The sequence below is a fragment of the Acidimicrobiia bacterium genome (genome assembly GCA_041393965.1).
Lineage (GTDB): Bacteria > Actinomycetota > Acidimicrobiia > Spongiisociales > UBA5794 > UBA5794.
In genome coordinates, this window is the sequence record JAWKJB010000001.1 from 633,425 (window position 1) to 653,545 (window position 20,121).

Below are 20,121 nucleotides of genomic sequence, written 5' to 3' on the forward strand. Positions count from 1 at the left end.
GCGCTCCTTTGATCAGGGTGCTCGGGTGGGGTGCTTGCGGGTTTCGGGGGTACGGCGGTCTGCCATTTCGTGGGTTCTGGTGTGGTGGGTGCGGCACAACAGGATGAGATTGTCGAGTTCGGTAGGGCCGCCGATGTACCACGAGATGACATGATGGGCGTCGCACCAGTCCGGCGGGGCGTCACATCCCGACCACTGGCATCCTCGGTCCTTGGCGTCGAGGGCTCGGCGCAGGGCCGGTGAGATAACACGGGTGGCACGACCCACATCGATCGGGGTCCCGCTTCTGGTGGTGAGGATCCGCACGATGGTGGCGTCACATGCGATCCGTTCGAGGGTTTCGGGTGGGATCGCTGCGTCCTCGATGGTTGCGAACCCGGATTCAAAACCCAGGAGCGTTTCGGCATCAACGGTGACCGTTAGATGGGGTTTGACGCCTTTTGAGGTCGTGGTGCCTTTGCGCAGCGACTGTTCACAGATGTCGGTGATTGCGTCTGCTCGAATCTGCCACGGTGCCCGCATGTCGTCGCGGTCGAGATACCCGGTGCGAGACACAGTTTCGATCGCCTTGTTGACGAGGGCACCGGATTCAGGGTCGAGTTCGCCGTTGATGGCCCACATGCCGTCAAAGAGCTGGTTGATCGACAGGCGTCGCCGACGACGCTGGTCACGGGTTTTCGCCACCGCCGATGGGTAGTCGATCTGTTGTTCCCAGTGCCCGATTGCTTGCCGCAACTCGGTGGAATCAAGATACGTTGCGATGTCAGCAAACACCGGCTCATGGGCTGCGAAGTCGTCGCGATGGCGGCGTCTTGCCTGATCAAGCTGACCGATAGCGTTCTCCGAAACGGTGCCTGCCACCGCGTTGGCGGCAACAGTGGGCATGCGGACCAGTCCTCGTGCGCGACGAACCCACTGTGATGCGAGGCGTCCGGTCACCCGTGCCGCCCTCCGGAGCCACCCTGTGGTGGTGAGTCCGTGCCGGACATCGGCGATACCACGGCGGTCGTACTCGGCAATTCGCAACAGCCATTCGGCGTGGCTGGCGTCTATGTGCTGTTTCAGGGCAACGATCGAGTTTTCAAGATCGATGTCCGATACGACGGCGAGTTCCTCGTTGAGCGCTTCGAGATCACGCGTCGTGTCCCGAGCGGGGAAGCTGCCGGTTCCGAAGAGCTCACCCGATGGTCGGGTCTGAGTCTTCATGCATGTATGGTATCGAACATATGTTCGATTGTCAAGAGGGCTCTGGAGGCACCAGTTGACCGAAGCGGCGCTGAACCCTGCGGTAGACCGGTTCGAGGACCTCGACGAGGAAGAACAAGACGAATACCGCGACGACCTGCGGACATTCACCCGGTTGTATTCGTTTCGGAGCCAGGTCGCCACCTGGACCGACCTCGACCTCGAGAAGTGGTACATCTACTGTCGGGCCCTGCTCCTGAAACTGAAAGACCACCGAGGCTCGGCGATCGATGTTTCCGATCAGGTCGAACTCACCCACCTCGTAAAACGGTACGACTGGTTCGTGGTTGCCCCGGCCCTCCGACGAAGCCTTGGGGTGTGTTGTCGACGCCCCCTCCTCCGCTGATGCCAGCTTGCGGGGATTCCTTGTCACCCGTTTTGGTGGAGATGTGCGTCTCAGTACATGAGAATGCGTTTGCGGAGGGCTCTTTGACGATCGATGACGACACCAGAAGCGATCTTGTGCCCGTTGACGACTTCGCCATGCCTGTTGGCGCCGTATTCGAGGACTTCGAGGTCTTCTACGCACGGGAGTTCCGACCGGTCGTAGGGCTTGCCTTCGTCATCTCGGGAAGCAGGTCTGGAGCCGAGGATCTCGCCCAGGACGCTTTTGCCAAGGCGTATCGCCGATGGGACGAAGTCGGTCGCTACGACAATCCCGGAGCGTGGGTGAGAACCGTCGTGGCCAACCACGCGGTGTCGGCGTGGCGGCGACGGAAGGCCGAGGCGCGGGCCATGCTTCGAGTCGGCTCGTCCCAGCGCGCGATCCCTGAGTTGTCACCGGATGCGACCGCGACTTGGGCAGCCGTGCGGAGCCTTCCGAAGCGTCAAGCCCAGGCGATCGCGTTGCGCTACTACGACGGCAGCTCGATCGCTGAGATCGCGCACATGCTCGACTGTTCCGAGAACACGGTCAAGACCCATCTCCAACGCGCCAGACGCGCGCTCAACCAAGCACTCACAGAAAGGGACACGCAATGAGGACCATCGAAGACCGACTGACCGAGGCGAGCCGAGAAGCCCGAGCCGCCGTCGAGACGACCGAACCCCGGCCAGTGGCTACCGTGCGCGCTCAAAGGCGTCGACAGCGCCTGCTGGCGGGTGCGACAGCGACCGCAATGGTGTTTGGGGCCTTCGCCGCGACCGCCCTGATCATCGGAACCGAGGTGGACGCCGGGCTGGCTCCCGGTGCGGGAGGCGTTGCCCCGCCGACCACGCTCGGCACGGAGGCATCGGATGTGACCGGGGCAACCACCACGACGGTGCCACCGACCGAACCGTTGACGAGCATCCCGAACGCACCTCAGCTGGCGCTCGGCTTGACGGATTGGACGGTGGTGATGGTTGCCGGTGACGGGAGTGGGGACGGATCGTGGAGCCTCGTCTACAGCGAGGGCGTATCCGCGGCAGCCTGGAACGAAGGCGAGAACGGGCAGGGCGAGGAAGGGCCACGAGTCGTGATCGAGGTGATCAGCGACCAGCCCGGATCCGAACCGGGAGAGTTCTTCGACCAGGCCGTTGCCTCATACAGCGACAATGAGGATCTCGGCATCGTGATGACGGGAACGAGAGCCGAGGCTCTGGCTTACGCGACCACCGACTTGAACACCGGGACAGCCGGCTTCACCTTTGTGTGGCGATCCTCTGCGACGAGCGTTGCCGTAGTCACCGCATTCGTCGACTCGTTCGAGGAGGCGACCCGGATCGTCGGCGCCATCACCGAAGTGTCGGACTGGGAGTGGAACGAGATCTTCTACGGCTATGAGGATGCCGTCGCCGGTACCGGCGAGCAGTACCCCACGACCACGACGATGGTGGAGGACGGCAGCTGACCACGATCGACCACGGTGTATCTGCGTACCCAGGGTTCCCGTTCAACAGAAAGGTCAACTACAGCCCACAGAACGAGCAGCCCACAGAATGCGGTGTTCCGTGGGCCAGAATGTACCTTTTAGTCGAACGGGAACCCTGGGTACGCGTGTACGCGCGCACGCGCTATGGCTTGATGTCGCCTTCGATCCACTCGACGCGGTGGTCGGCTTCGATGAAGCGGATGGTGCCGGAGCGGGACCGCATGATGACCGAATGCGTGGTCGTGTGTACACCGCCGAACCGAACGCCGTTCAGCATCGAGCCGGTCGTCACCCCTGTCGCCGCGAAGAAGGTGTCGTCGGAATTGACGAGGTCCCTCGTGGTGAGGACCTTGTCGAGATCCAGGTCGTGCTCGGCGGCGTATTGGCGTTCCGAATCGTCACGCGGCCACAGCTTGCATTGGATTTCCCCTCGCATCGCGGCCATGGCGCACGCTGAGGTCACCGCCTCCGGCGAGCCGCCGATCCCCATCAGGATATCGATCCCCGTGCCGTGCAGCGCGGCAGAGATCGACCCTTGGATATCGCCGTCCCCGATCAGGGAGATTCGCCCACCGGCAGCCCTGATCGCGTCGATGTATGGCTGGTTGCGCGGACGGTCCAATACCACCACGGTCACATCCGAAATCTGTTTGTTGAGCGCCTTGGCAACGGCGGCGAGGTTGTGCTCGACCGGAGCGTTGATGTCGACCTTGCCGACCGCGGCCTCTCCGACGGCGAGCTTGTCCATGTACACGAGGCTGCCGGGTGCATACATCGAACCCCGCTCGGCGAGGGCGATCACCGCAAGCGCACCCCCGCGGCCCTCGGCCGTCAGCCGCGTCCCGTCGACCGGATCGACGGCGACATCGACCTGGGGGAGGCTCCCGTTGCCGACGCGTTCGCCGTTGTACAACATCGGCGCCTCGTCCTTTTCCCCCTCACCGATCACCACGATCCCATCGAGACTGGTCCGCGACAGAACCTGGCGCATGGCGTCGACGGCTGCCTGATCGACGATCTCCTTGTTCCCACGCCCCTGGACACGGGCGGCCGAGATCGCGGCGGCTTCCGTCACCCGAACGAGTTCGAGAGCAAGGTTTCGATCCGGGAGGTAGCTTGCAACTTGCATGGTCACACCATCCTGATGATCATCGCGTCACCCTGGCCGCCACCGCCGCACAACGCCGCGGCACCCATCCTGCCGTCCGTCGATCGGAGGGCGTTGACAAGCGTGACGACCAGGCGGGCCCCGGTCGCACCGAGCGGATGCCCGAGCGCGACGGCACCACCGTGGATGTTGACCCGATCGTGGTCCAACCCGAGCATGTCTGCCGAGTGCAACGCAACCGATGCGAACGCTTCGTTGATCTCGAACAGATCGATGTCGTCGATACCGACACCCACCCGTTTCATGGCCACCCTGATCGCCTCCGCGGGGCGTTCGTGGAGCGTCGCGTCCGGCCCTGCGACCTGTCCGTAGGCGACCATCTCGGCAAGGATCGGAAGCCCAGCTGCCTCCGCCGCGCTCCGATCGGCGACCACAACTGCGGCCGCACCGTCCGAGATCTGGGACGCGTTTCCCGCCGTGATCGTTCCGTCAGGGTCGAAGGCGGGACGGAGGGCGCCGAGCGATTCGAGCGTGGTCTCCCTCCGGATGCCCTCATCTGTGTCGACGACGAGCGCGTCACCTCGCCGTTGCGGGACCGTGACCGGCACGATCTCATCATCGAAGACCCCGCTATCGGCTGCGGCGGCCGCCCGAGCGTGAGAAGCAGCAGACCACGCGTCCTGGGTGGAGCGGTCGATGCCGAGCTCCGTGTTCTTGGCGTCTGACGATTCGCCCATCATGCACGAGTCGAACGCGCAGAAGAGGCCGTCGTGGGTCATCGTATCGACAAGGGTCGCGTCTCCCATCTTGAGACCCGCCCTCGCTCCCGGAAGCACATACGGCGCGTTCGTCATCGACTCCATCCCGCCAGCGACGACGAAGGTGGATTCACCGAGCCTGATGTGGTTTGCCGCTTCCTGGATCGCCGTCATCCCGGAGAGGCAGACCTTGTTGATGGTGGTCGCAGGCACCGTCATGGGTACACCGCCACGCACCGCAGCCTGTCGGGAGGTGATCTGCCCCTGACCTGCCTGGATCACATGACCGAAGATGACCTCATCGAGCTGGCTGGCGTCGAGCCCGGAACGCTGGATCGCCGCAGCGATCGCGGCACCGCCGAGATCCACCGCCGAAAGCTGCGAGAACGCTCCGTTGAAGCGTCCGATCGGTGTGCGGGCAATGGAACAGATGACCGGATTCATGCTCCAAGCGTAGTTCGCTCCCACGCCACCGGAATCAGACGAAGCCGGCCGAATCGAGCTCATCCATGTCGCTGTGGCCCGGAAGGCGGTCGTACTCGGCCGAGGTCATCGGAGCACGCCGTTCGAGTGGGCGGCCGGCTTGCACCCATTGGCTCTGACGGATCGGCCTCGGACGCACAGCGGCGGCCTCCTGCTCCTGCCGTTCGATCGCGTTGACGACCGCCGCGATGGCAGCGGCGATGGCGGGGTCGGCACCGCCGGTGATCCTCGTGACTTCAGCCATCTCGTACCTCGACAAGCTCGATGAGCGTACCTGCGAGCGCCTTCGGGTGCACGAACGCAATCCGGTGGCCGCCCCCACCGATGCGTGGCTTCTCGTCAACCAGCCGGACGCCCTGCTGCTTCAGATGTTCGATCGCGGCGTCGATGTCGGCGACCGCGAACGCGATGTGGTGCATCCCTTCCCCGTTCCGACTCAGGAACCGCCCGACGGGTGACGCTTCGTCGTGTGGTTCGAGCAGCTGGAGGTGCGACCCGCCCACGGCGATCATCGCCTCGGTAACGCCTTGGTCTTCGATGCTCTCACGGGACAGGACCTCGAAGCCGTACTGGCCACGGAACCCCTTGATGGCACGATCGAGATCGTCGACCGCAAGAGCGACATGGTGGATGTTGTACGGGAGCACCAACGCATCGTACCGCGATGGTCTCAGCTCGAGGTCGGGGCGAGGTCGTCGACCTCCGTATCGGTCGTGCGAGGGGCCGCCGCGTCTGCCAACGGAACCGAGAAGCAGAACCGTGCACCGACCGGGAACCGATCCTCATACCACAGGTCGCCTCCCATGGCTCGCGTCAGTGTGCGAGCGATCGGAAGGCCAAGGCCGACCCCCTGCTCCATCCGACCGTCTCCCTTCGAGAGTTGTTCGAAGTGCTCGAAGATCCGGTCTCGGTCCTCGGGAGCGACGCCCCCGCCGTTGTCCGACACCGCGATGCGGTAGACCCCCGGTCCGGCGAGCTCCCCTTCGATGAGGATCTGATCGCCTCCGTACTTGCGGGCGTTCTCGAGGAGGTTCCGCAGGATCTGGTGCAGCCTTGTGCGATCGGCGAGGACCGTGACGCCGGCAGGGATCGAAACGGCATAGTCCCTCTGACTTCCGAACAGCAACTCGGCAACGGAGTGCGTCTCGGTCGCGAGGTCCACAGCGACCGGATCGAGACGGAGCTGCCCCGCTTCCAGCCTCGGGATGACAAGGATGTCCTCAACGAGGTTGGCGAGATGGTCGGTCTCCTTGCGCATGATTGCGAGGAACTCGTCGACCTCCCGCGATGGGAGTGTCTCCCAGTTCTCGCCGAGGGTGTCGGTGAACCCGGCAATCCCCGTGAGGGGTGTGCGGAGTTCGTGGCTGACCATCGACACGAACTCGTTCTTGAGTTGGGCCGCCCTGCGTTCCTGGGCGAGTGCTTCTGCCTGCTGGTCCTGGGCCCGCAGGAGAGCGCTCATCGCGCCGAGCATGGCGATCGCGACCGACAGGGTGAAAACCACGATCACCGTCCGATCGAACGCCACGGTGAACCCCGCACGCTCAAGGAGCCCGACGGGGCCACCGACGCCGAGATCCTCAAGGGTTGCAGCGACGACCCACAGCACGGTCGCATAGCCCACAACGAGTGCCGCGTAGCCCATCGGGAGGATCAGCGAGGCTGCGACGATGAGGTACAGAACGACGATCGCGCAGGTCGCGGGCGGTGCGCCTCGCCCGGCGAGCAGCACGAAGAATGCGGTGGTGTCGACGACGAAGCCGCCGAACACCGACGCCCTGGTCCGGAGGCGGATCAGCGCATCGGCGGCGGTTACCGTGCCGGTCGCGGCGAGGAGGAGGGGGGCGGGGCTCTTGAGAGCAACCGCTCCGACCACACCGGCACAGATGAATGCGAACGCGCCAGCAATGCGCAGCATGTTGTACGGGCCGCGCATCTCATCGTACGAGATGGGCGCACGCGCCGAGAGTCGGAACATCGGTTCTCCTTGGCACCGTTATCGGCCCGGTTCACGAATCGGTGAAGGACTACATGCCGGAGCGCCGTCGCGCCGCTGTCTCGTGGGCAACAAGGCCCTCAAGGGAGGCCAGCAGTGCCGTGTCGTCAACCAGCCGGTCGGGCTCGTCGAGGACGAGCCAGGTCGGGGACCGCAGGAAGGTCAGAACGGACAAACCGGACTGGAATCTGGCTCCACCGCCGGTGGGGAGAACATGGTTGGGCCCGGCGCCATAGTCGGCGAACACCTCCGCGGAGGTCGCTCCGACGAAGACCGATCCGTAGGATCCGAAGTCTTCGAGTCGTTGCTCGGCATCGCGAATGTGGAGTGCAAGGTGCTCCGGTGCGATCTCGTCCGAGACCGAAGCGGCCTCGTCGATCGTGTCGACGACGACGCAGAATCCGTTCCCGACAGCCTTTCCCGCGATGTCTGCGGTTGTCAGATCCACGACCTGGTGCTCGACCCGGTCGACGACCTCATCGGCCATCTCGGAGCTCAGCGTGACGAGCATCGGGACGGCGTCAGGATCGTGCTCGGCCTGGGCGAGGAGATCGGAAGCGACGAGGTCCGGGTCTGCCTCGTCGTCCGCGATGACCAGGATCTCGCTCGGACCGGCGAGCCCGTCGATACCGATCTCGCCGTAGAGGTACCGCTTGGCGGCCGTCACCCATCGGTTGCCGGGACCAACGACGAGGTCGCATGCGGGCCCAACGGTGCCGAACGCAAGCGCTGCGATTGCCTGCGCCCCACCGACGGGAATCAGCGCATCGGCGTCGGCGATGCTTGTCGCAGCGAGAACAAGGTCGCTCGGTCTCGGGGACGCAACCCACACCTGATCCACTGCGGCCACCCGGGCGGGAATGACGGTCATCAGCACCGACGACGGAAGCGGGTACCGCCCAGCCGGTGCATAGGCGCCCGCCCGCTCCACGGGTATCCACCGATGCCCGGCCGTGCCGCCATGGACGGGGACGGTCAGGTCGGTCAGGGCAGCCCGCTGGGCCGCCGCGAACCGCCGAATCCGGTCGGCGACCGCTTCGAGGACGGCACGGTGTCGGTCGGGTAGCCGGTCGAGGGCGCGTCCCATCTCGTCGCGGGTCACGACGAGCGGTTCGGTCTCGTCGATATCGCCGAACCGGACACCGAGACGGCGAAGGGCTTCGGCGCCTCCGGCCCTGACTTGCTCGACGATGGCTGCGACACGCCGCATCGTGTCGGCGTCCTCGCGTCGGTGGCGCCTCGCGACAGCTCCCACCTCCGACCGGTCGATTCGGGGGATCACCTGTCCTCCTTCGCGGTCATGGGTCTGCGCCCGACAAGCCGTTCCCTGCGGTCCAGTTCCGCGGCGATCCGCGTCAGCGGCACGCCTTCTGCGGTGGCTTTGGCGACCGTGAAATAGATGAGGTCTGCGGCCTCGTGGACGACCGCCTCGGGTCCCGTCGCCGCAGCAAGCTCGTGTGCTTCCTCCACGAGTTTGCTCGCGAGCAGATCGGCATCGTCGAAGAGCTGTACGGTGTTTGATCCCGCTGGGCGCTGCTCCCGGATTCGCTCGAGCCGTCGTGCGAGCCTCCCGATGCCGGCGTCTTCACCCCAGCATGTCCTCTCGGCGGTGTGACAGAACCCAGGATCGGACTGCCGGACGGTGAACCGGATCGCGTCACGGTCGCAGTCAAGATCGACCCGAACGAGTGTCTGGGTAGCTCCCGATGAGGCTCCTTTTCGCCAGGTTCCACGCTTCCGGCTGTGGTAGACGCCGGTGCGGGTGTCGATGGCCTCCTCGAGACTCTCGGGGTCGGACCAGGCGAGCCCGAGCGCAACCCCTGCCTCGTCGACGACGACCGTCGGCCACAGTCCGTCCTCCCGGTCAGATGTCAGGATCGCACCGATGGCCTTGTGAAGGGGGAGCTGACCGTTGTACAGAGCCATTCCCACCTGGGCATCAGCACCGATGTGATCGAGCGCCGCAACCTCGGAAGAGTCGGTGACACCTCCTGCGATCGTCACGCGGCATCCCTCGCCAGCGGCTGCAACGACCCGTTGGGCGAGTGTGAGGTCCGTGCCGGCGAGACGACCCTCCCGCTCGACGAAGGTCACGAGAATCCCGCAACACAGGCCACGCACCTCGGCGATGGCATCGAACAGAGCGGTTCCGGTCCGGGTCCGCCACCCATGGGTGACGACTTCGCCGTCGCGGGCGTCGAGCGCCACGATCACGCGGTCGGCGGGCAGGGTCTCGAGCAGCTCCCGTGTCGCAGCGGTACCGATGATGACCTTGTCGGCTCCCACGGCGAGCCATCGGAGAGCTGTCTCCCGATCCCTGATCCCTCCACCAACCCGGACAGGCCCCATCGCGCACAACTCGGCGATGAGATCGGCGTTGTCACCGTCGCCTCTTGCGGCGTCGATGTCGATGACGGCGACCTCACCCACAAGCGAGAAACGCTCCATCAGCGGTCGCGGGTCACCGGCGTCGATGGCGAGGGTCTCGCCGCCGACCAGCTGCACGGCGTTGCCGGACACGAGATCGATCGACGGCACGATCATCGTCGGACTTCCCAGCCTCGGTCGGCCATCTCCGCCTTGAGGTCCGCAACGGTCAGTTCCCGATCGTGGAGCAGTGAGGCAACCAAGACCGCAGACGCACCGGCGTCCATGGCCTCGACGAGATCCGATGCCGCCCCAGCACCCCCAGAGGCGATGATCGGGATCGTGACCTTCGCGGCGATCGCGGCAAGGAGGTCGGTGTCGTATCCGTCGCGGGTCCCGTCGCGGTCCCAACTCGTGACCAGCAGCTCGCCTGCACCGAGCTGCGCACATGTCTGTGCCCATGTTCCCGCATCGAGGCCGGTGCGGTTCGTGCCGCTGTGGGTGAGGACTTCCCAACCACCATCTCGGCGGCTCGCATCGATCGAGACGACCGCGCACTGCGCCCCGAACCGCTCCGCAATCTCCGCGATGAGCTGCGGGCGTTCGACCGCCGCGGTATTCACCGCCACCCGGTCGGCTCCGTTCGCCAGCAGTCGACCGGCGTCGTCGGCGGTCCTGATACCACCGCCGACCGTCAGCGGGATCGTCAGGACACTCCGAACGGCGCGCACCGTGGCGACCGCATTGGCCCGCCCCTGCGGTGTCGCCGAGATGTCGAGGATGACGATCTCGTCAGCGCCCTGACGCTCGTATTCGGCAGCCGCCTCGGCGGGGTCTCCGGCATCTCGCAGGTTGGCGAATCGGATGCCCTTCACGACGCGCCCGTCGTTGACATCGAGGCACGGGATCACTCGTGGTGCAAGCATCAAGCGGCCTCCCGTGCGACGGTGAGCCAAGCGTCGAGCACCGTGAGCCCGAACGATCCTGAGAGCTCCGGATGGAACTGGCACGCGAGAACATTGCCGTGTTCCATTGCGGCGATGAAGCTCCCTCCATGATCGGCGGTCGCGATCGTCCAGCCATCGGGTGCCTCCTCGAGGGCGTAGGAGTTCGCGAAGTAGGCCCATCCGGGGTTGAGGAACCGTGCTTCGTTCGGCACCTCGATTTGGTTCCACCCGAGCTGTGGTACAACGACCGACGATGGGAGGGCATCGACATGGCCCGGGATCACGCCGAGCCCACGGGCCATCGGGCTCTCAGCGCTCGACTGCGCGAGCAGTTGGAGACCGACACAGATGGCCGCGGTGGGTCGATCATGCTCGATGCGGCTCACGAGGGCGTGTCGAAGGCCGAGACGATCCAACTCGCCGATCGCCGCACCGAATGCCCCGACTCCGGGAAGGACCACACCGTCCGTTTCGAGCACCACTTCGGGATCCGTCGAAACCTCGGCGGTGACACCGAGACGCCCGAAGGCCGCAAGGACGGATGCAAGGTTGGCGGTTCCCGTAGGAACGATGGCGATCTCCGGCGTCATCCGAGCACTTCTTTCGTGCTGCGCACCCGATCCCCGTCCCGCACGATGGCCGCCCTGATCGCGAGCGCCGTCGCCTTGAACGCCGACTCGGCCTTGTGGTGGTCGTTGTCCCCGCGGAGCACATCGATGTGAAGCGCCATGCGACCCTCGATCGACAGCGTGCGCAGGAAATGGACAAGGTTCTCTGCGGCGACATCGCCGATCATGTCGCGCTGCAATGCGAGGTGGATCTCGGGCCAGCCGCGACCCGAGAGGTCGACGGCGGCTCTTGCGAGGGACTCGTCGAGGGGGACATGGGCCGACCCGAACCGTTCGATGCCGGACCGGTCCCCCAACGCCGTGTCGAGTGCCCTTCCGAGCGCAATCGCACAGTCCTCGGTGGTGTGATGGTCGTCGATGTGGGTGTCCCCGTCAGCGGCGAGCTCGAGGTCGATGCCGCTGTGGCGCGTGAATGCCGTGAGCATGTGATCGAGGAATCCGAGCCCGGTCGCGATCGTTGCGACGCCCGATCCATCGAGATCGAGCATGCCTTGAATCCTGACCTCTGCCGTTTCACGGAGGATGGGTACTTGCCTGTTCATGGAACGATCTGCTCCAGTCTCGACACGACGATGTCGGTTGCTCCTGCTTCCTTCAGACTCGGAATGAGGTCAGGGAGGTCGCTGCGCGGCACGGCTGCCTTGACAGCGAGGGCGTCACCGCCGTGGAGTGGGGCAACGGTCGGTTCGCGCATCGCGGGGAGAATCCGGAACAGCGCCTCTGACATCTCGACGGCAATGTTGAGTTCGACCATCGCCCGGGTCCTTGCCTCCAGGACCGACCGGATGCTGAGCACCAGCCCCTCGATGGTTTGCTTCTTTGCGGGGTCGGCCATGGCCTCACGACTCGCGTAGAGCCTCGTCGACGAATCCATGACGAGATCGATCACGACGAGCCGGTGCTCGGACAGGGTCTCGCCGGTTGCACTGATGTCGACGATGACATCGGCATCCTCAGGGGGAAAGACCTCGGTTGCACCGTATGAGCGGATGATGTCGGCATCGATGCCGCGTCGTGTGACCCACTCGGTGGTGAGCCGTGTGAGTTCAGACGCGACGACAAGCCTGCGGTCGGGCAGGACCCCGTCGTCGAGGAGGTCGCGCGGTGCAGCGGCAACGACCTGGACGGGGTCGAGGCCGGTGTCGATGAGCTCAACGAGGTCTGCCTGCTTTTCCGCGACCCAATCTGCGCCCGCGAATCCGACATCGCGGGTTCCGGCTGCGAGCATCTCGACGATGTTCTGTGGCTTCAGCAGTTTGGCCTCAAGCCACGGCACGGAAGGGATCGGGCGATACCCGCGAGGGCCCGACCGGAGGCTGATCCCGGCGTCGGCGAGCAACGCCCGCACGCTGTCCTCCGTACGGCCCTTCGGCAAGGCGAAACGAACGGTGTCTGGGGTTTTCGGTTTGACGATCAACGGGAGTCCTTTCCCGCCGATCCGTTCGGCCGTGTGATCCGGGGGCCCGATGGGCAACAGGAACGCCGACCGCTGCGGGTCGGCGTGTGGGTTCTGCTCTCCTCAGGCGTCCACCATCAACCGACCACCGATGGGTGGTGGTGATGATGCGCGTGGACGGTCTGGATCTGCATGGACCTACAACGCTAGCACGCCTTTGCCCTGCTGTGTCAATTCCGTTCGCCGCGCTGGGCCCCGAGTTCGTCGATTGCCGTGTGCGGCACCTTGAGGTCTCCGAGGCCGACACCGATCCGGAAGTCGCGGGCACGGTCACCGTGGTAGTCAGAGCCCCCGGTCGCGGCGAGGCCGAGGGAGTGTGCGAGTTCGGTGAGGTGTTCGCGTAGGTCCCGGGTATGGGACGCGTGGTGAGCTTCGATTCCCCCGAGGCCAGCATCGGCGAGTTCGCGGAAAAGGCGTTCGTACTCGGCGGCGCCGAGGGGAATCGTCAAGGGGTGAGCAACGACGGGGACGCCGCCACTGCGGCGCGCAAGCTCGATGGCGTCCGTGGCGGTTAGGCGTATCCGCTCGACATACGCAAGTCCGCCGTCGCCGAGGACCCGCTCGAAGACCTCATCGCGACTGTGGAACGCTCCGGTCTCGATGAGGGCATCTGCGATGTGGGGCCGGCCGATCGACTTCCCTTTCGCCCATCGGCGCACATCGTCGATCCCGATCGTGTACCCGAGGCCGTTGAGCCGTGCGATGATCTCGTCGTTGCGTTCGTGCCTGCCGGCCCTGAGCCAGGCGAGCTTGGATTGGAGCGGCCCCGGTTCGTCATCGACGAAGTAGACGAGCATGTGCATCTTGGTGCCATTGTGTTCAACGGAGAGTTCGGTTCCGGGTATGAAATCGATCCCGAGTCGGTTGGCCGCAGAGCGAGCCTCGCCGAGACCATCGAGGACATCGTGGTCGACCAAGGCAATGGCGGACGCACCGCACGATGCCGCGAGCTCCACGAGCTGTTCCGGCGAGTCGGTCCCGTCGGATCTGGTGGAATGGAGGTGGAGATCGATCAGTCCACTCAACCGAAGAAGACCTTGAGCGCAATGAGCGCGATCGCAAAGATGACGGTGTACCCCGCATAGCGCTTGAGCACATCGATGCGATGCTGCTTGCGGCCGGCTTTGGCCTGCTCTTCCTTCTTCAGTTCACGGTTCGCCCGCTGCCGTTCGCGTTTGTCGGTGGCCATGCATGTGATTGTACCGACTGACGGTGATCGATTCCGTGGGAGCATGGGACATCGAACCGGGCACCTACACTCGCGCCGCATGACCCTTGTAGTCCAGAAGTTCGGCGGAACTTCGCTCGCCGACGCAGGCCGCATCAGGAGCGTGGCGCACCGCGTGGTCGACACGGTTCGATCCGGACATGCGGTGGTCGCGGTGGTGAGCGCAATGGGCAGCCAAACCGACGATCTGCTGACGCTTGCGTCAGAGGTATCCGATCGCTCGCATCCACGGGAGCTCGACATGCTCCTGACGGCAGGCGAACGCGTCACGATGTCCCTCGTGGCGATGGCGATCCAGGATCTCGATGTCCCCGCGACCTCGCTCACGGGCTCCCAAGCGGGAATCCTCACCACCGGCCGACACGGAAGAGCCGAGATCGTCGAGATCAAAGCAGACCGGGTGCGTGGTGCGCTCGACGAGGGCAAGGTGGTCATCGTTGCGGGCTTCCAAGGCGTGAACCCCGATTCGAGGGATGTGACGACGCTCGGCCGTGGAGGGTCGGACGCAACCGCCGTCGCTCTCGCCGCGGCTCTCAAAGCGGAGCGATGCGAGATCTACACCGATGTCGACGGGGTCTTCACCGCGGATCCTCGGCTCGTTCCGACCGCGCGGAAACTCGACGAGGTGACCTTTTCTGAGATGCTCGAGCTTGCATCGGCGGGTGCAGGGGTCCTGATGCCCCGTTCGGTGGAGTTCGGGCGGCGGTTCAACATTCCCATCCATGTCCGGTCGTCGTTTCACGATGGCGACGGGACCTGGGTCAAGGAGGAGACAATGGAAGAAGCTGTCGTTCGGGGTATCGCCCACGACGAATCCGAAGCCAAGGTGACCGTCTACGCGGTGCCGGACACACCGGGGGTCGCGGCAAGCCTCTTCGAGGCGCTTGCCGACGCCATGATCAATGTCGACATGATCGTCCAGAATGTCAGCCATGACGGATCGACGGATATCAGCTTCACCGTTCCTGAGCTGTCGTTGGGATCTGCGACCGAGGAATCCGAGAAGGTCGCCGCGGCTGTCGGTGCGGGGGGTGTGACGGTGGACCGCGGCATCGCGAAGATCTCGGTGGTCGGGCTCGGCATGAAGACCGAGTCCGGTGTGGCGGCACGGATGTTCCGGCTGCTGTCGGATCAGGGAATCAACATCGAGATGATCTCGACTTCACCGATCCGGATCTCGTGTGTCGTGAGGAACGACCGCGTCGCCGACGCGGTCAAGGCGCTTCACACGGGGCTTGGCCTCGACGGCGGGCCGGGCTGATGAACCGGCATGCGGCGGCGCGGGTCGCGATCGTGGGGGCGACCGGTGCCGTCGGAACCACCATGCTTGCGATCCTTGCCGAGCGCGGCTTCCCCCTTTCGGATCTCCGGCTCATGGCCTCGCACCGCAGCGCAGGGACGAAGGTTGGAACGCCGTGGGGTGAGCTGACGATCGAGGATCTCGCTCTCGCCGATCCCGCAGGCGTGGATATCGCGCTGTTTTCGGCTGGCGCCGCCCGATCGCTCGAGTATGCGCCGGGCTTCGTCAACGCCGGTGCCGCCGTGATCGACAACTCCTCCGCGTTCCGGATGCGGGAAGATGTGCCCCTCGTGGTGGCAGGCGTGAACGACGCCGCAATCAAAGAGCACAAAGGGATCGTGGCGAATCCGAACTGCACGACGATGACCTTGCTGATGGCTGCCGGTCCGTTGCACCACGCCGCCGGTCTCAAGTTCCTGATGGCCACCTCGTACCAATCGGTGTCGGGAACCGGGCAGACCGGCATCAGGCAGCTCGAGACCGAGGTGGAGTTCTTCGCGGACAGTCATGAGGCCCTCACCACGGGCGGTTGGGAGGATCCGGGTGGGGAGGTCTATGCACGCCCGATCGCCTTCAATGTGGTTCCCCTCGCAGGTGCGATCACTGACGATGGATACTCCGACGAGGAGTGGAAACTCGTCAACGAGACCCGCAAGATCCTCGAGCGGGAAACGATCGCGATCGAGCCCACCTGTGTCAGGGTCCCCGTACTCGTCGGACACGCCATCGCGGCCACGATGTGGTTCGATCGTCGCATGGATCTCGACGAAGCCGTCGCGATCCTCGGGACCGCACGGGGGATCCAGTTGTGGGACGACCGGAGGGTCCCGACACCGCTCGACTCGGCTGGAATCGATGATGTCCTTGTCGGCCGCCTTCGGGAAACGACGGGAACCGCTGGAGGGATCTCGCTGTTCGCGATCGGGGACAACCTCCGGAAGGGCGCCGCGCTCAACGCCGTCGAGCTCGCGGAACTCCTCGTCGATTGAACGCCTTGCCAGTGGACCTATCGTGGTGCCGAGCCGAACAGGAGAGATCGTGACCGAGCAGCTCGTTGTGGTGTCGAAGGACGGGAGCGTCGGAACGGTTCGATTGAACGAGCCGGACTCCTTGAACGCGCTGTCGGTGCCGATGGCGAACGCCTTCAAGGATGCCCTGATCGAACTCGGGGAGGATGCGTCGATCCGGGCGCTCGTGGTCACCGGAACCGGGAGGGGTTTCTGTGCCGGGGGAGATGTGCAGTCGTTCTACGATCACAGGGACGACCCTACCGAGGTCATGGGCGAGGTGCTCGACGGGCTCCACGGAGCGGTCCAGGTGCTGATGGATCTCCCCTTCCCCACAATCGCCGCGATCAACGGCACCGTGGCCGGGGCGGGGATGGGAGTCGCGCTCGCAACCGACCTCGCGATAGCGTCGGAGGCGGCCGTCTTCACCATGGCGTACACCGGCATCGGTGTCTCCCCTGACGGCTCGAGCACCTTCTGGCTCCCTCGGATGGTCGGTACCCGGTTTGCGATGGAGATGATCCTGACCAATCGGCGCCTGTCGGCCGACGAGGCGGTCACGCTCGGTCTGGTCAACGCAGCGGTCCCCGATGCCGAATTCTCAGGGGCTGTCGAGGCGCTCGCCACGAAGCTCGCCGCGGGTCCGACCCGAGCGTTCGTGCGGGCACGGGAGCTGATCCGCTCGTCGTTCGGCAACACGCCGGTACAGCAGATGGCCGACGAGGCGGCCTCGATCCTCGCCGCAGGGAGCACCAAGGACTTCTACGAGGGCGTGACCGCCTTCATCGAGAAACGGCGCCCCGACTTCGTCGGCAGCTGATCAGAAACCCGGCACCGAAGAGGTGCGTAGCTGGCAATCCACGCCCTGATCGCTGCCCATTTTCTGTCGTACCGGGCTGATACGTTGTTTGGTATGAGCAGTTTGTTTGGTCCTCATAGGATTTCGGATATTGAGGAGCGTTTGGTTGGTATTGAGCGCCGGATTGGTGAGCTCCGAGCGTGGCAGGCGTGTCTTGTCAACGAGTTGGACAAAGCCAAGGCGCATCGCAGTGATGCGTCTCGTACGCTTGGTGAGTGGTTGCAGTCGCATCTCGATGTCAGCCGTGAAACCGCCCGGGCCCTTGTGGTTGCAGGACGAGGCGGCAGGGATACCGGCCGCAATGTGCAGCGAGACCTTGGAACCACGACCACTTTTGATCGGGCCGTGGCAACCCACAAGCTGATCTCCACCGGCATGTCAGAGCATGAGGCGAGGGATACGAGGTCGATGAACCTCGAGCAGGTCCGCAAGCTCATTGCACGGCGGCGTCGGACGGAGCCGGTTGATGAGCGCAGAGTGTTCGCTGAGCGGTACTTTTCGGTTCAGCCAACTCTTGACGAATCAGCGTGGACCGTTTCGGGGCGCTTGTCGGGGGTGATGGGCAGGATCGTTGACAAGGCAGTCACTCAGAAAGCCGACGAACTGCGTCTGATTCCAGGTGCCGAGGCATCGACGAGGGCGCAGCGTCAGGCTGATGCGTTGGTTGCCATGTTGCAAGACTCCCTCGAAAGCGACCCTGGAGAATCAGATGTCGGGTCCTCGGCGGGTTCGTTGGGCCACATCACCGTGTTTGTCGACGCCCGAACCGTCGATGCTCGAACCGATGGGCAGTCAACGGGATCTCCCGCCTCTGATGGTCCGGTTGTGGAGGTGGCCTTCGGTCCACGGGTCGGTCCCGATGTGCTCGAAGCGGTTCTCTGTGGTGGGACCGTCCGGGCTGTCGGAATGGACGGCGACAATCCGGTCTTCGCGTCACAAGCAACCCGGGCGATCCCTCCGGCGATCCGCGATACGGTGCTGTTTCGCGACGGTGGATGCACGATCGATGGTTGCAACAGCCGATACCGCCTTGAACCGCATCACATCATTCCCCGATCCGAACACGGCACACACCATCCATCGAACCTGACCACCCTGTGCTGGTACCACCATCATGTCGCGATCCACGGCAACGGGTTTCGCATCGACACCGAATCACCACCGCACAAGCGATCGAAGGCACCGCTCCGATCTCGGCAAGACGTTCACCGTATCGGACGCTCGTGAATTGAGATCCGGCATCGGAATGCGTAACGAGGCCTTCAAGGCGGGTGCCTCTTGACCAGCGTGCCATCTCGAGTGCGTCGAGGACCATCTGGGTGCGCATGTTGGAAGCAACCCTCCACCCAACGATCCGTCGGCTGAATGCGTCAACAATGAAACACACATATGCCACCCCCGACCAGGTCGACACAAAGGTGAGGTCTGTTACCCACAGACGGTTCGGACGAGCCGCGGTGAAGTCACGATCCACCAGGTCTTGGGGGCGTGTGGCTGACTCGTCGGGTCGTGTTGTACGAACCCGTCGATGCCGTGACACACCTTGGATTTCGAGCTGTTTCATCAGACGAGCCGTCTGGTCACGGCCAATGTCATGGCCGGCACGCCGGGCTGCTTTCCACAGTTTGTGAGCCCCATACACCTTCCGGTTCGAGATCCACAATGCCAACAGGATCGGCATCATCACCGCATCCCGCAGCGCTCTCGCGGACAGGGGCCGCTTCTTGTTGTCGTAATACGTTGAGGGGGCCACCTCCAGCGTGGTGCAGATGGGCTCGACCCCGAACTCGTCACGATTCTCGTCGACGAACTTGACCATTATCTGTGTGGGCGGTCGAGCTCCGCCGCAAAGAAAGCCGAAGCCCGCTTCAAGATCTCGTTCGCACGGCGCAGCTCACGGTTCTCCTGCTCCAGCTTCTTCATCTTTGCCCGCTCAAAAGCAGACATGCCCGGGGCATCCCCTGCTTCGATCTCAGCGTCAGCTACCCAACGACGCACAGACTCGGGGCCATACCCCAACTGGTCAGCGACGCGAACCACCGTGCCCTGGCTCGTCCCAAGCTCCTTACGGAGCTCGAAAACCAGCCGGACAGCCTGATCCTTCTCCTCTTTCGTATACCGACGAGTCGTCGGCCTTCCTGGTGTGATTTCCCTTGACATGACTCTCATCTTTCCACACTCAAGAGCCTCCAAGAATCCCAGGGCGATTCAGGACCGTCCGGGTTGTCGGAATGGACGGCGACAATCCGGTCTTCGCGTCACAAGCAACCCGGGCGATCCCTCCGGCGATCCGCGATACGGTGCTGTTTCGCGACGGTGGATGCACGATCGATGGTTGCAACAGCCGATACCGCCTTGAACCGCATCACATCATTCCCCGATCCGAACACGGCACACACCATCCATCGAACCTGACCACCCTGTGCTGGTACCACCATCATGTCGCGATCCACGGCAACGGGTTTCGCATCGACACCGAATCACCACCGCACAAGCGCCGCCTCCTTCGCCCAAGCCGCCGAGGGCCTCCCTTGTCGGGCTAACGATGTGTGTTGGAATCAGAGCGAACTCGATTGGAGGGCCACCGACGGGCTCCCGGTGATGCTGCTCAACTCGTCGAGGATGTCGAATCGCCTCACCTCGAAACCGTGGAATGTGTCGTTGCCGGTCAGGCTCGCCACCATCTCAGAATCGAGATAATCATCAGCGGCGGCAGTCGACTCGAAGATGTGGAAGCCACCAACGAGATCACCGTCGGTGATCCATGTCTTGGACACCAACCCGGCCACGCCCTGCATGGCGTGCGCGTAGTCAGTGAACGGATCAACGAGGTCCTCCAGCGTTGCATCTGTTCGGAATGTGATCAAGACCGCATGCATTTTAAC

23 protein-coding genes, 1 pseudogene and 1 other annotated feature are annotated in these 20,121 nt (G+C 64.3%); of the genes and pseudogenes, 8 read left to right on the forward strand and 16 right to left on the reverse strand.

What is annotated here, in order from left to right; genetic code table 11:
- Nucleotides 1-12: 12 nt before the first annotated feature.
- A complete protein-coding gene (locus R2823_03410; GenBank protein ID MEZ5175235.1) occupies nt 13-1,206 on the reverse strand; it encodes a DUF222 domain-containing protein in 1,194 nt (397 codons plus the stop codon).
- Nucleotides 1,207-1,261: 55 nt separating this feature from the next.
- On the opposite strand from R2823_03410, the gene R2823_03415 reads away from it, so the two are divergent.
- The 3 genes from R2823_03415 (at nt 1,262) to R2823_03425 (ending at nt 3,077) form a co-directional block, all read left to right on the forward strand.
- Nucleotides 1,262-1,591, forward strand: coding sequence for a hypothetical protein (locus R2823_03415; protein MEZ5175236.1), 330 nt, complete (start codon nt 1,262-1,264; stop codon nt 1,589-1,591).
- Between the two features lie 83 nt (nt 1,592-1,674).
- Nucleotides 1,675-2,226, forward strand: coding sequence for a SigE family RNA polymerase sigma factor (locus R2823_03420; protein MEZ5175237.1), 552 nt, complete (start codon nt 1,675-1,677; stop codon nt 2,224-2,226).
- On the forward strand, nt 2,223-3,077 hold the full coding sequence (locus R2823_03425) for a hypothetical protein (protein ID MEZ5175238.1): 855 nt from the start codon (nt 2,223-2,225) through the stop codon (nt 3,075-3,077). Before R2823_03420 ends, R2823_03425 begins: the two co-directional genes overlap by 4 nt.
- A gap of 163 nt (nt 3,078-3,240) precedes the next feature.
- Here the strand turns inward: R2823_03425 and glpX are convergent, their stop codons facing one another.
- The 13 genes from glpX to R2823_03490 all read right to left on the reverse strand — a co-directional run bounded on the left by glpX (nt 3,241) and on the right by R2823_03490 (nt 14,031).
- Entirely contained in the window at nt 3,241-4,227 is a 987-nt protein-coding gene (glpX, locus tag R2823_03430; protein ID MEZ5175239.1) for a class II fructose-bisphosphatase, read from the reverse strand.
- Nucleotides 4,228-4,229: 2 nt separating this feature from the next.
- On the reverse strand, nt 4,230-5,408 hold the full coding sequence (locus R2823_03435) for an acetyl-CoA C-acyltransferase (protein MEZ5175240.1): 1,179 nt from the start codon (nt 5,406-5,408) through the stop codon (nt 4,230-4,232).
- A gap of 34 nt (nt 5,409-5,442) precedes the next feature.
- A complete protein-coding gene (locus R2823_03440) occupies nt 5,443-5,691 on the reverse strand; it encodes a hypothetical protein (GenBank protein ID MEZ5175241.1) in 249 nt (82 codons plus the stop codon).
- A complete protein-coding gene (mce, locus tag R2823_03445) occupies nt 5,684-6,094 on the reverse strand; it encodes a methylmalonyl-CoA epimerase (GenBank protein ID MEZ5175242.1) in 411 nt (136 codons plus the stop codon). The genes R2823_03440 and mce overlap by 8 nt, the downstream gene beginning before the upstream one ends.
- Before the next feature lie 23 nt (nt 6,095-6,117).
- Nucleotides 6,118-7,425 carry a HAMP domain-containing sensor histidine kinase gene (locus tag R2823_03450; protein MEZ5175243.1) on the reverse strand — a complete coding sequence of 436 codons (1,308 nt, stop codon included), beginning with the start codon at nt 7,423-7,425 and terminating at the stop codon, nt 6,118-6,120.
- A 49-nt stretch (nt 7,426-7,474) separates the two neighbouring features.
- A complete protein-coding gene (gene hisD, locus R2823_03455; GenBank protein MEZ5175244.1) occupies nt 7,475-8,725 on the reverse strand; it encodes a histidinol dehydrogenase in 1,251 nt (416 codons plus the stop codon).
- Nucleotides 8,722-9,987, reverse strand: a complete 1,266-nt coding sequence (gene hisE / locus R2823_03460; GenBank protein MEZ5175245.1) for a phosphoribosyl-ATP diphosphatase — start codon at nt 9,985-9,987, stop codon at nt 8,722-8,724. Before hisE ends, hisD begins: the two co-directional genes overlap by 4 nt.
- Nucleotides 9,984-10,739, reverse strand: a complete 756-nt coding sequence (gene hisF / locus R2823_03465; GenBank protein MEZ5175246.1) for an imidazole glycerol phosphate synthase subunit HisF — start codon at nt 10,737-10,739, stop codon at nt 9,984-9,986. The genes hisE and hisF overlap by 4 nt, the downstream gene beginning before the upstream one ends.
- Nucleotides 10,736-11,347, reverse strand: coding sequence for an imidazole glycerol phosphate synthase subunit HisH (hisH, locus tag R2823_03470; GenBank protein MEZ5175247.1), 612 nt, complete (start codon nt 11,345-11,347; stop codon nt 10,736-10,738). Before hisH ends, hisF begins: the two co-directional genes overlap by 4 nt.
- Nucleotides 11,344-11,928 carry an imidazoleglycerol-phosphate dehydratase HisB gene (gene hisB, locus R2823_03475; protein ID MEZ5175248.1) on the reverse strand — a complete coding sequence of 195 codons (585 nt, stop codon included), beginning with the start codon at nt 11,926-11,928 and terminating at the stop codon, nt 11,344-11,346. Before hisB ends, hisH begins: the two co-directional genes overlap by 4 nt.
- Nucleotides 11,925-12,860, reverse strand: a complete 936-nt coding sequence (gene hisG, locus R2823_03480; protein MEZ5175249.1) for an ATP phosphoribosyltransferase — start codon at nt 12,858-12,860, stop codon at nt 11,925-11,927. Before hisG ends, hisB begins: the two co-directional genes overlap by 4 nt.
- A gap of 152 nt (nt 12,861-13,012) precedes the next feature.
- Nucleotides 13,013-13,867: a PHP domain-containing protein gene (locus R2823_03485; protein ID MEZ5175250.1), complete on the reverse strand. Its 855-nt coding sequence runs from the start codon at nt 13,865-13,867 to the stop codon at nt 13,013-13,015.
- Nucleotides 13,864-14,031 (reverse strand): hypothetical protein, encoded by a 168-nt coding sequence (locus R2823_03490; protein ID MEZ5175251.1) that lies wholly within the window; start codon nt 14,029-14,031, stop codon nt 13,864-13,866. The genes R2823_03485 and R2823_03490 overlap by 4 nt, the downstream gene beginning before the upstream one ends.
- Nucleotides 14,032-14,110: 79 nt before the next feature.
- On the opposite strand from R2823_03490, the gene R2823_03495 reads away from it, so the two are divergent.
- The 4 genes from R2823_03495 to R2823_03510 all read left to right on the forward strand — a co-directional run bounded on the left by R2823_03495 (nt 14,111) and on the right by R2823_03510 (nt 18,463).
- Complete coding sequence (locus tag R2823_03495; protein MEZ5175252.1) at nt 14,111-15,331, forward strand: aspartate kinase; 1,221 nt, start codon at nt 14,111-14,113, stop codon at nt 15,329-15,331.
- Entirely contained in the window at nt 15,331-16,359 is a 1,029-nt protein-coding gene (locus R2823_03500; protein MEZ5175253.1) for an aspartate-semialdehyde dehydrogenase, read from the forward strand. The genes R2823_03495 and R2823_03500 overlap by 1 nt, the downstream gene beginning before the upstream one ends.
- A gap of 49 nt (nt 16,360-16,408) precedes the next feature.
- Complete coding sequence (locus tag R2823_03505) at nt 16,409-17,197, forward strand: enoyl-CoA hydratase-related protein (protein MEZ5175254.1); 789 nt, start codon at nt 16,409-16,411, stop codon at nt 17,195-17,197.
- A gap of 945 nt (nt 17,198-18,142) precedes the next feature.
- A complete protein-coding gene (locus tag R2823_03510; GenBank protein ID MEZ5175255.1) occupies nt 18,143-18,463 on the forward strand; it encodes an HNH endonuclease in 321 nt (106 codons plus the stop codon).
- On the opposite strand, the pseudogene R2823_03515 reads toward R2823_03510, so the two are convergent.
- Nucleotides 18,408-19,396: pseudogene (locus tag R2823_03515) on the reverse strand (IS3 family transposase). The gene R2823_03510 and the pseudogene R2823_03515 sit on opposite strands and share 56 nt — an antisense overlap.
- Nucleotides 18,981-19,094, reverse strand: a sequence feature (AL1L pseudoknot). (Overlaps the previous pseudogene by 114 nt.)
- Before the next feature lie 71 nt (nt 19,397-19,467).
- On the opposite strand from R2823_03515, the gene R2823_03520 reads away from it, so the two are divergent.
- Nucleotides 19,468-19,779, forward strand: coding sequence for an HNH endonuclease (locus R2823_03520; protein ID MEZ5175256.1), 312 nt, complete (start codon nt 19,468-19,470; stop codon nt 19,777-19,779).
- Nucleotides 19,780-19,794: 15 nt separating this feature from the next.
- On the opposite strand, the gene R2823_03525 is transcribed toward R2823_03520, so the two are convergent.
- The gene (locus R2823_03525) at nt 19,795-20,115 is read right to left on the reverse strand and encodes a YdhR family protein (GenBank protein MEZ5175257.1); all 321 of its coding nucleotides are present in this window, start codon (nt 20,113-20,115) and stop codon (nt 19,795-19,797) included.
- Nucleotides 20,116-20,121: the final 6 nt, after the last annotated feature.

Coding starts and splice junctions, on each gene's coding strand:
- R2823_03495 (MEZ5175252.1), top strand. CDS start 14,111: ATGACCCTTGTAGTCCAGAAGTTCGGCGGAACTTCGCTCGCCGACGCA.
- hisB (MEZ5175248.1), bottom strand. CDS start 11,928: ATGAACAGGCAAGTACCCATCCTCCGTGAAACGGCAGAGGTCAGGATT.
- hisH (MEZ5175247.1), bottom strand. CDS start 11,347: ATGACGCCGGAGATCGCCATCGTTCCTACGGGAACCGCCAACCTTGCA.
- R2823_03410 (MEZ5175235.1), bottom strand. CDS start 1,206: ATGAAGACTCAGACCCGACCATCGGGTGAGCTCTTCGGAACCGGCAGC.
- R2823_03450 (MEZ5175243.1), bottom strand. CDS start 7,425: ATGTTCCGACTCTCGGCGCGTGCGCCCATCTCGTACGATGAGATGCGC.
- glpX (MEZ5175239.1), bottom strand. CDS start 4,227: ATGCAAGTTGCAAGCTACCTCCCGGATCGAAACCTTGCTCTCGAACTC.
- R2823_03525 (MEZ5175257.1), bottom strand. CDS start 20,115: ATGCATGCGGTCTTGATCACATTCCGAACAGATGCAACGCTGGAGGAC.
- R2823_03510 (MEZ5175255.1), top strand. CDS start 18,143: ATGGACGGCGACAATCCGGTCTTCGCGTCACAAGCAACCCGGGCGATC.
- R2823_03490 (MEZ5175251.1), bottom strand. CDS start 14,031: ATGGCCACCGACAAACGCGAACGGCAGCGGGCGAACCGTGAACTGAAG.
- R2823_03435 (MEZ5175240.1), bottom strand. CDS start 5,408: ATGAATCCGGTCATCTGTTCCATTGCCCGCACACCGATCGGACGCTTC.
- R2823_03425 (MEZ5175238.1), top strand. CDS start 2,223: ATGAGGACCATCGAAGACCGACTGACCGAGGCGAGCCGAGAAGCCCGA.
- hisE (MEZ5175245.1), bottom strand. CDS start 9,987: ATGATCGTGCCGTCGATCGATCTCGTGTCCGGCAACGCCGTGCAGCTG.
- R2823_03440 (MEZ5175241.1), bottom strand. CDS start 5,691: ATGGCTGAAGTCACGAGGATCACCGGCGGTGCCGACCCCGCCATCGCC.
- R2823_03520 (MEZ5175256.1), top strand. CDS start 19,468: ATGGACGGCGACAATCCGGTCTTCGCGTCACAAGCAACCCGGGCGATC.
- R2823_03500 (MEZ5175253.1), top strand. CDS start 15,331: ATGAACCGGCATGCGGCGGCGCGGGTCGCGATCGTGGGGGCGACCGGT.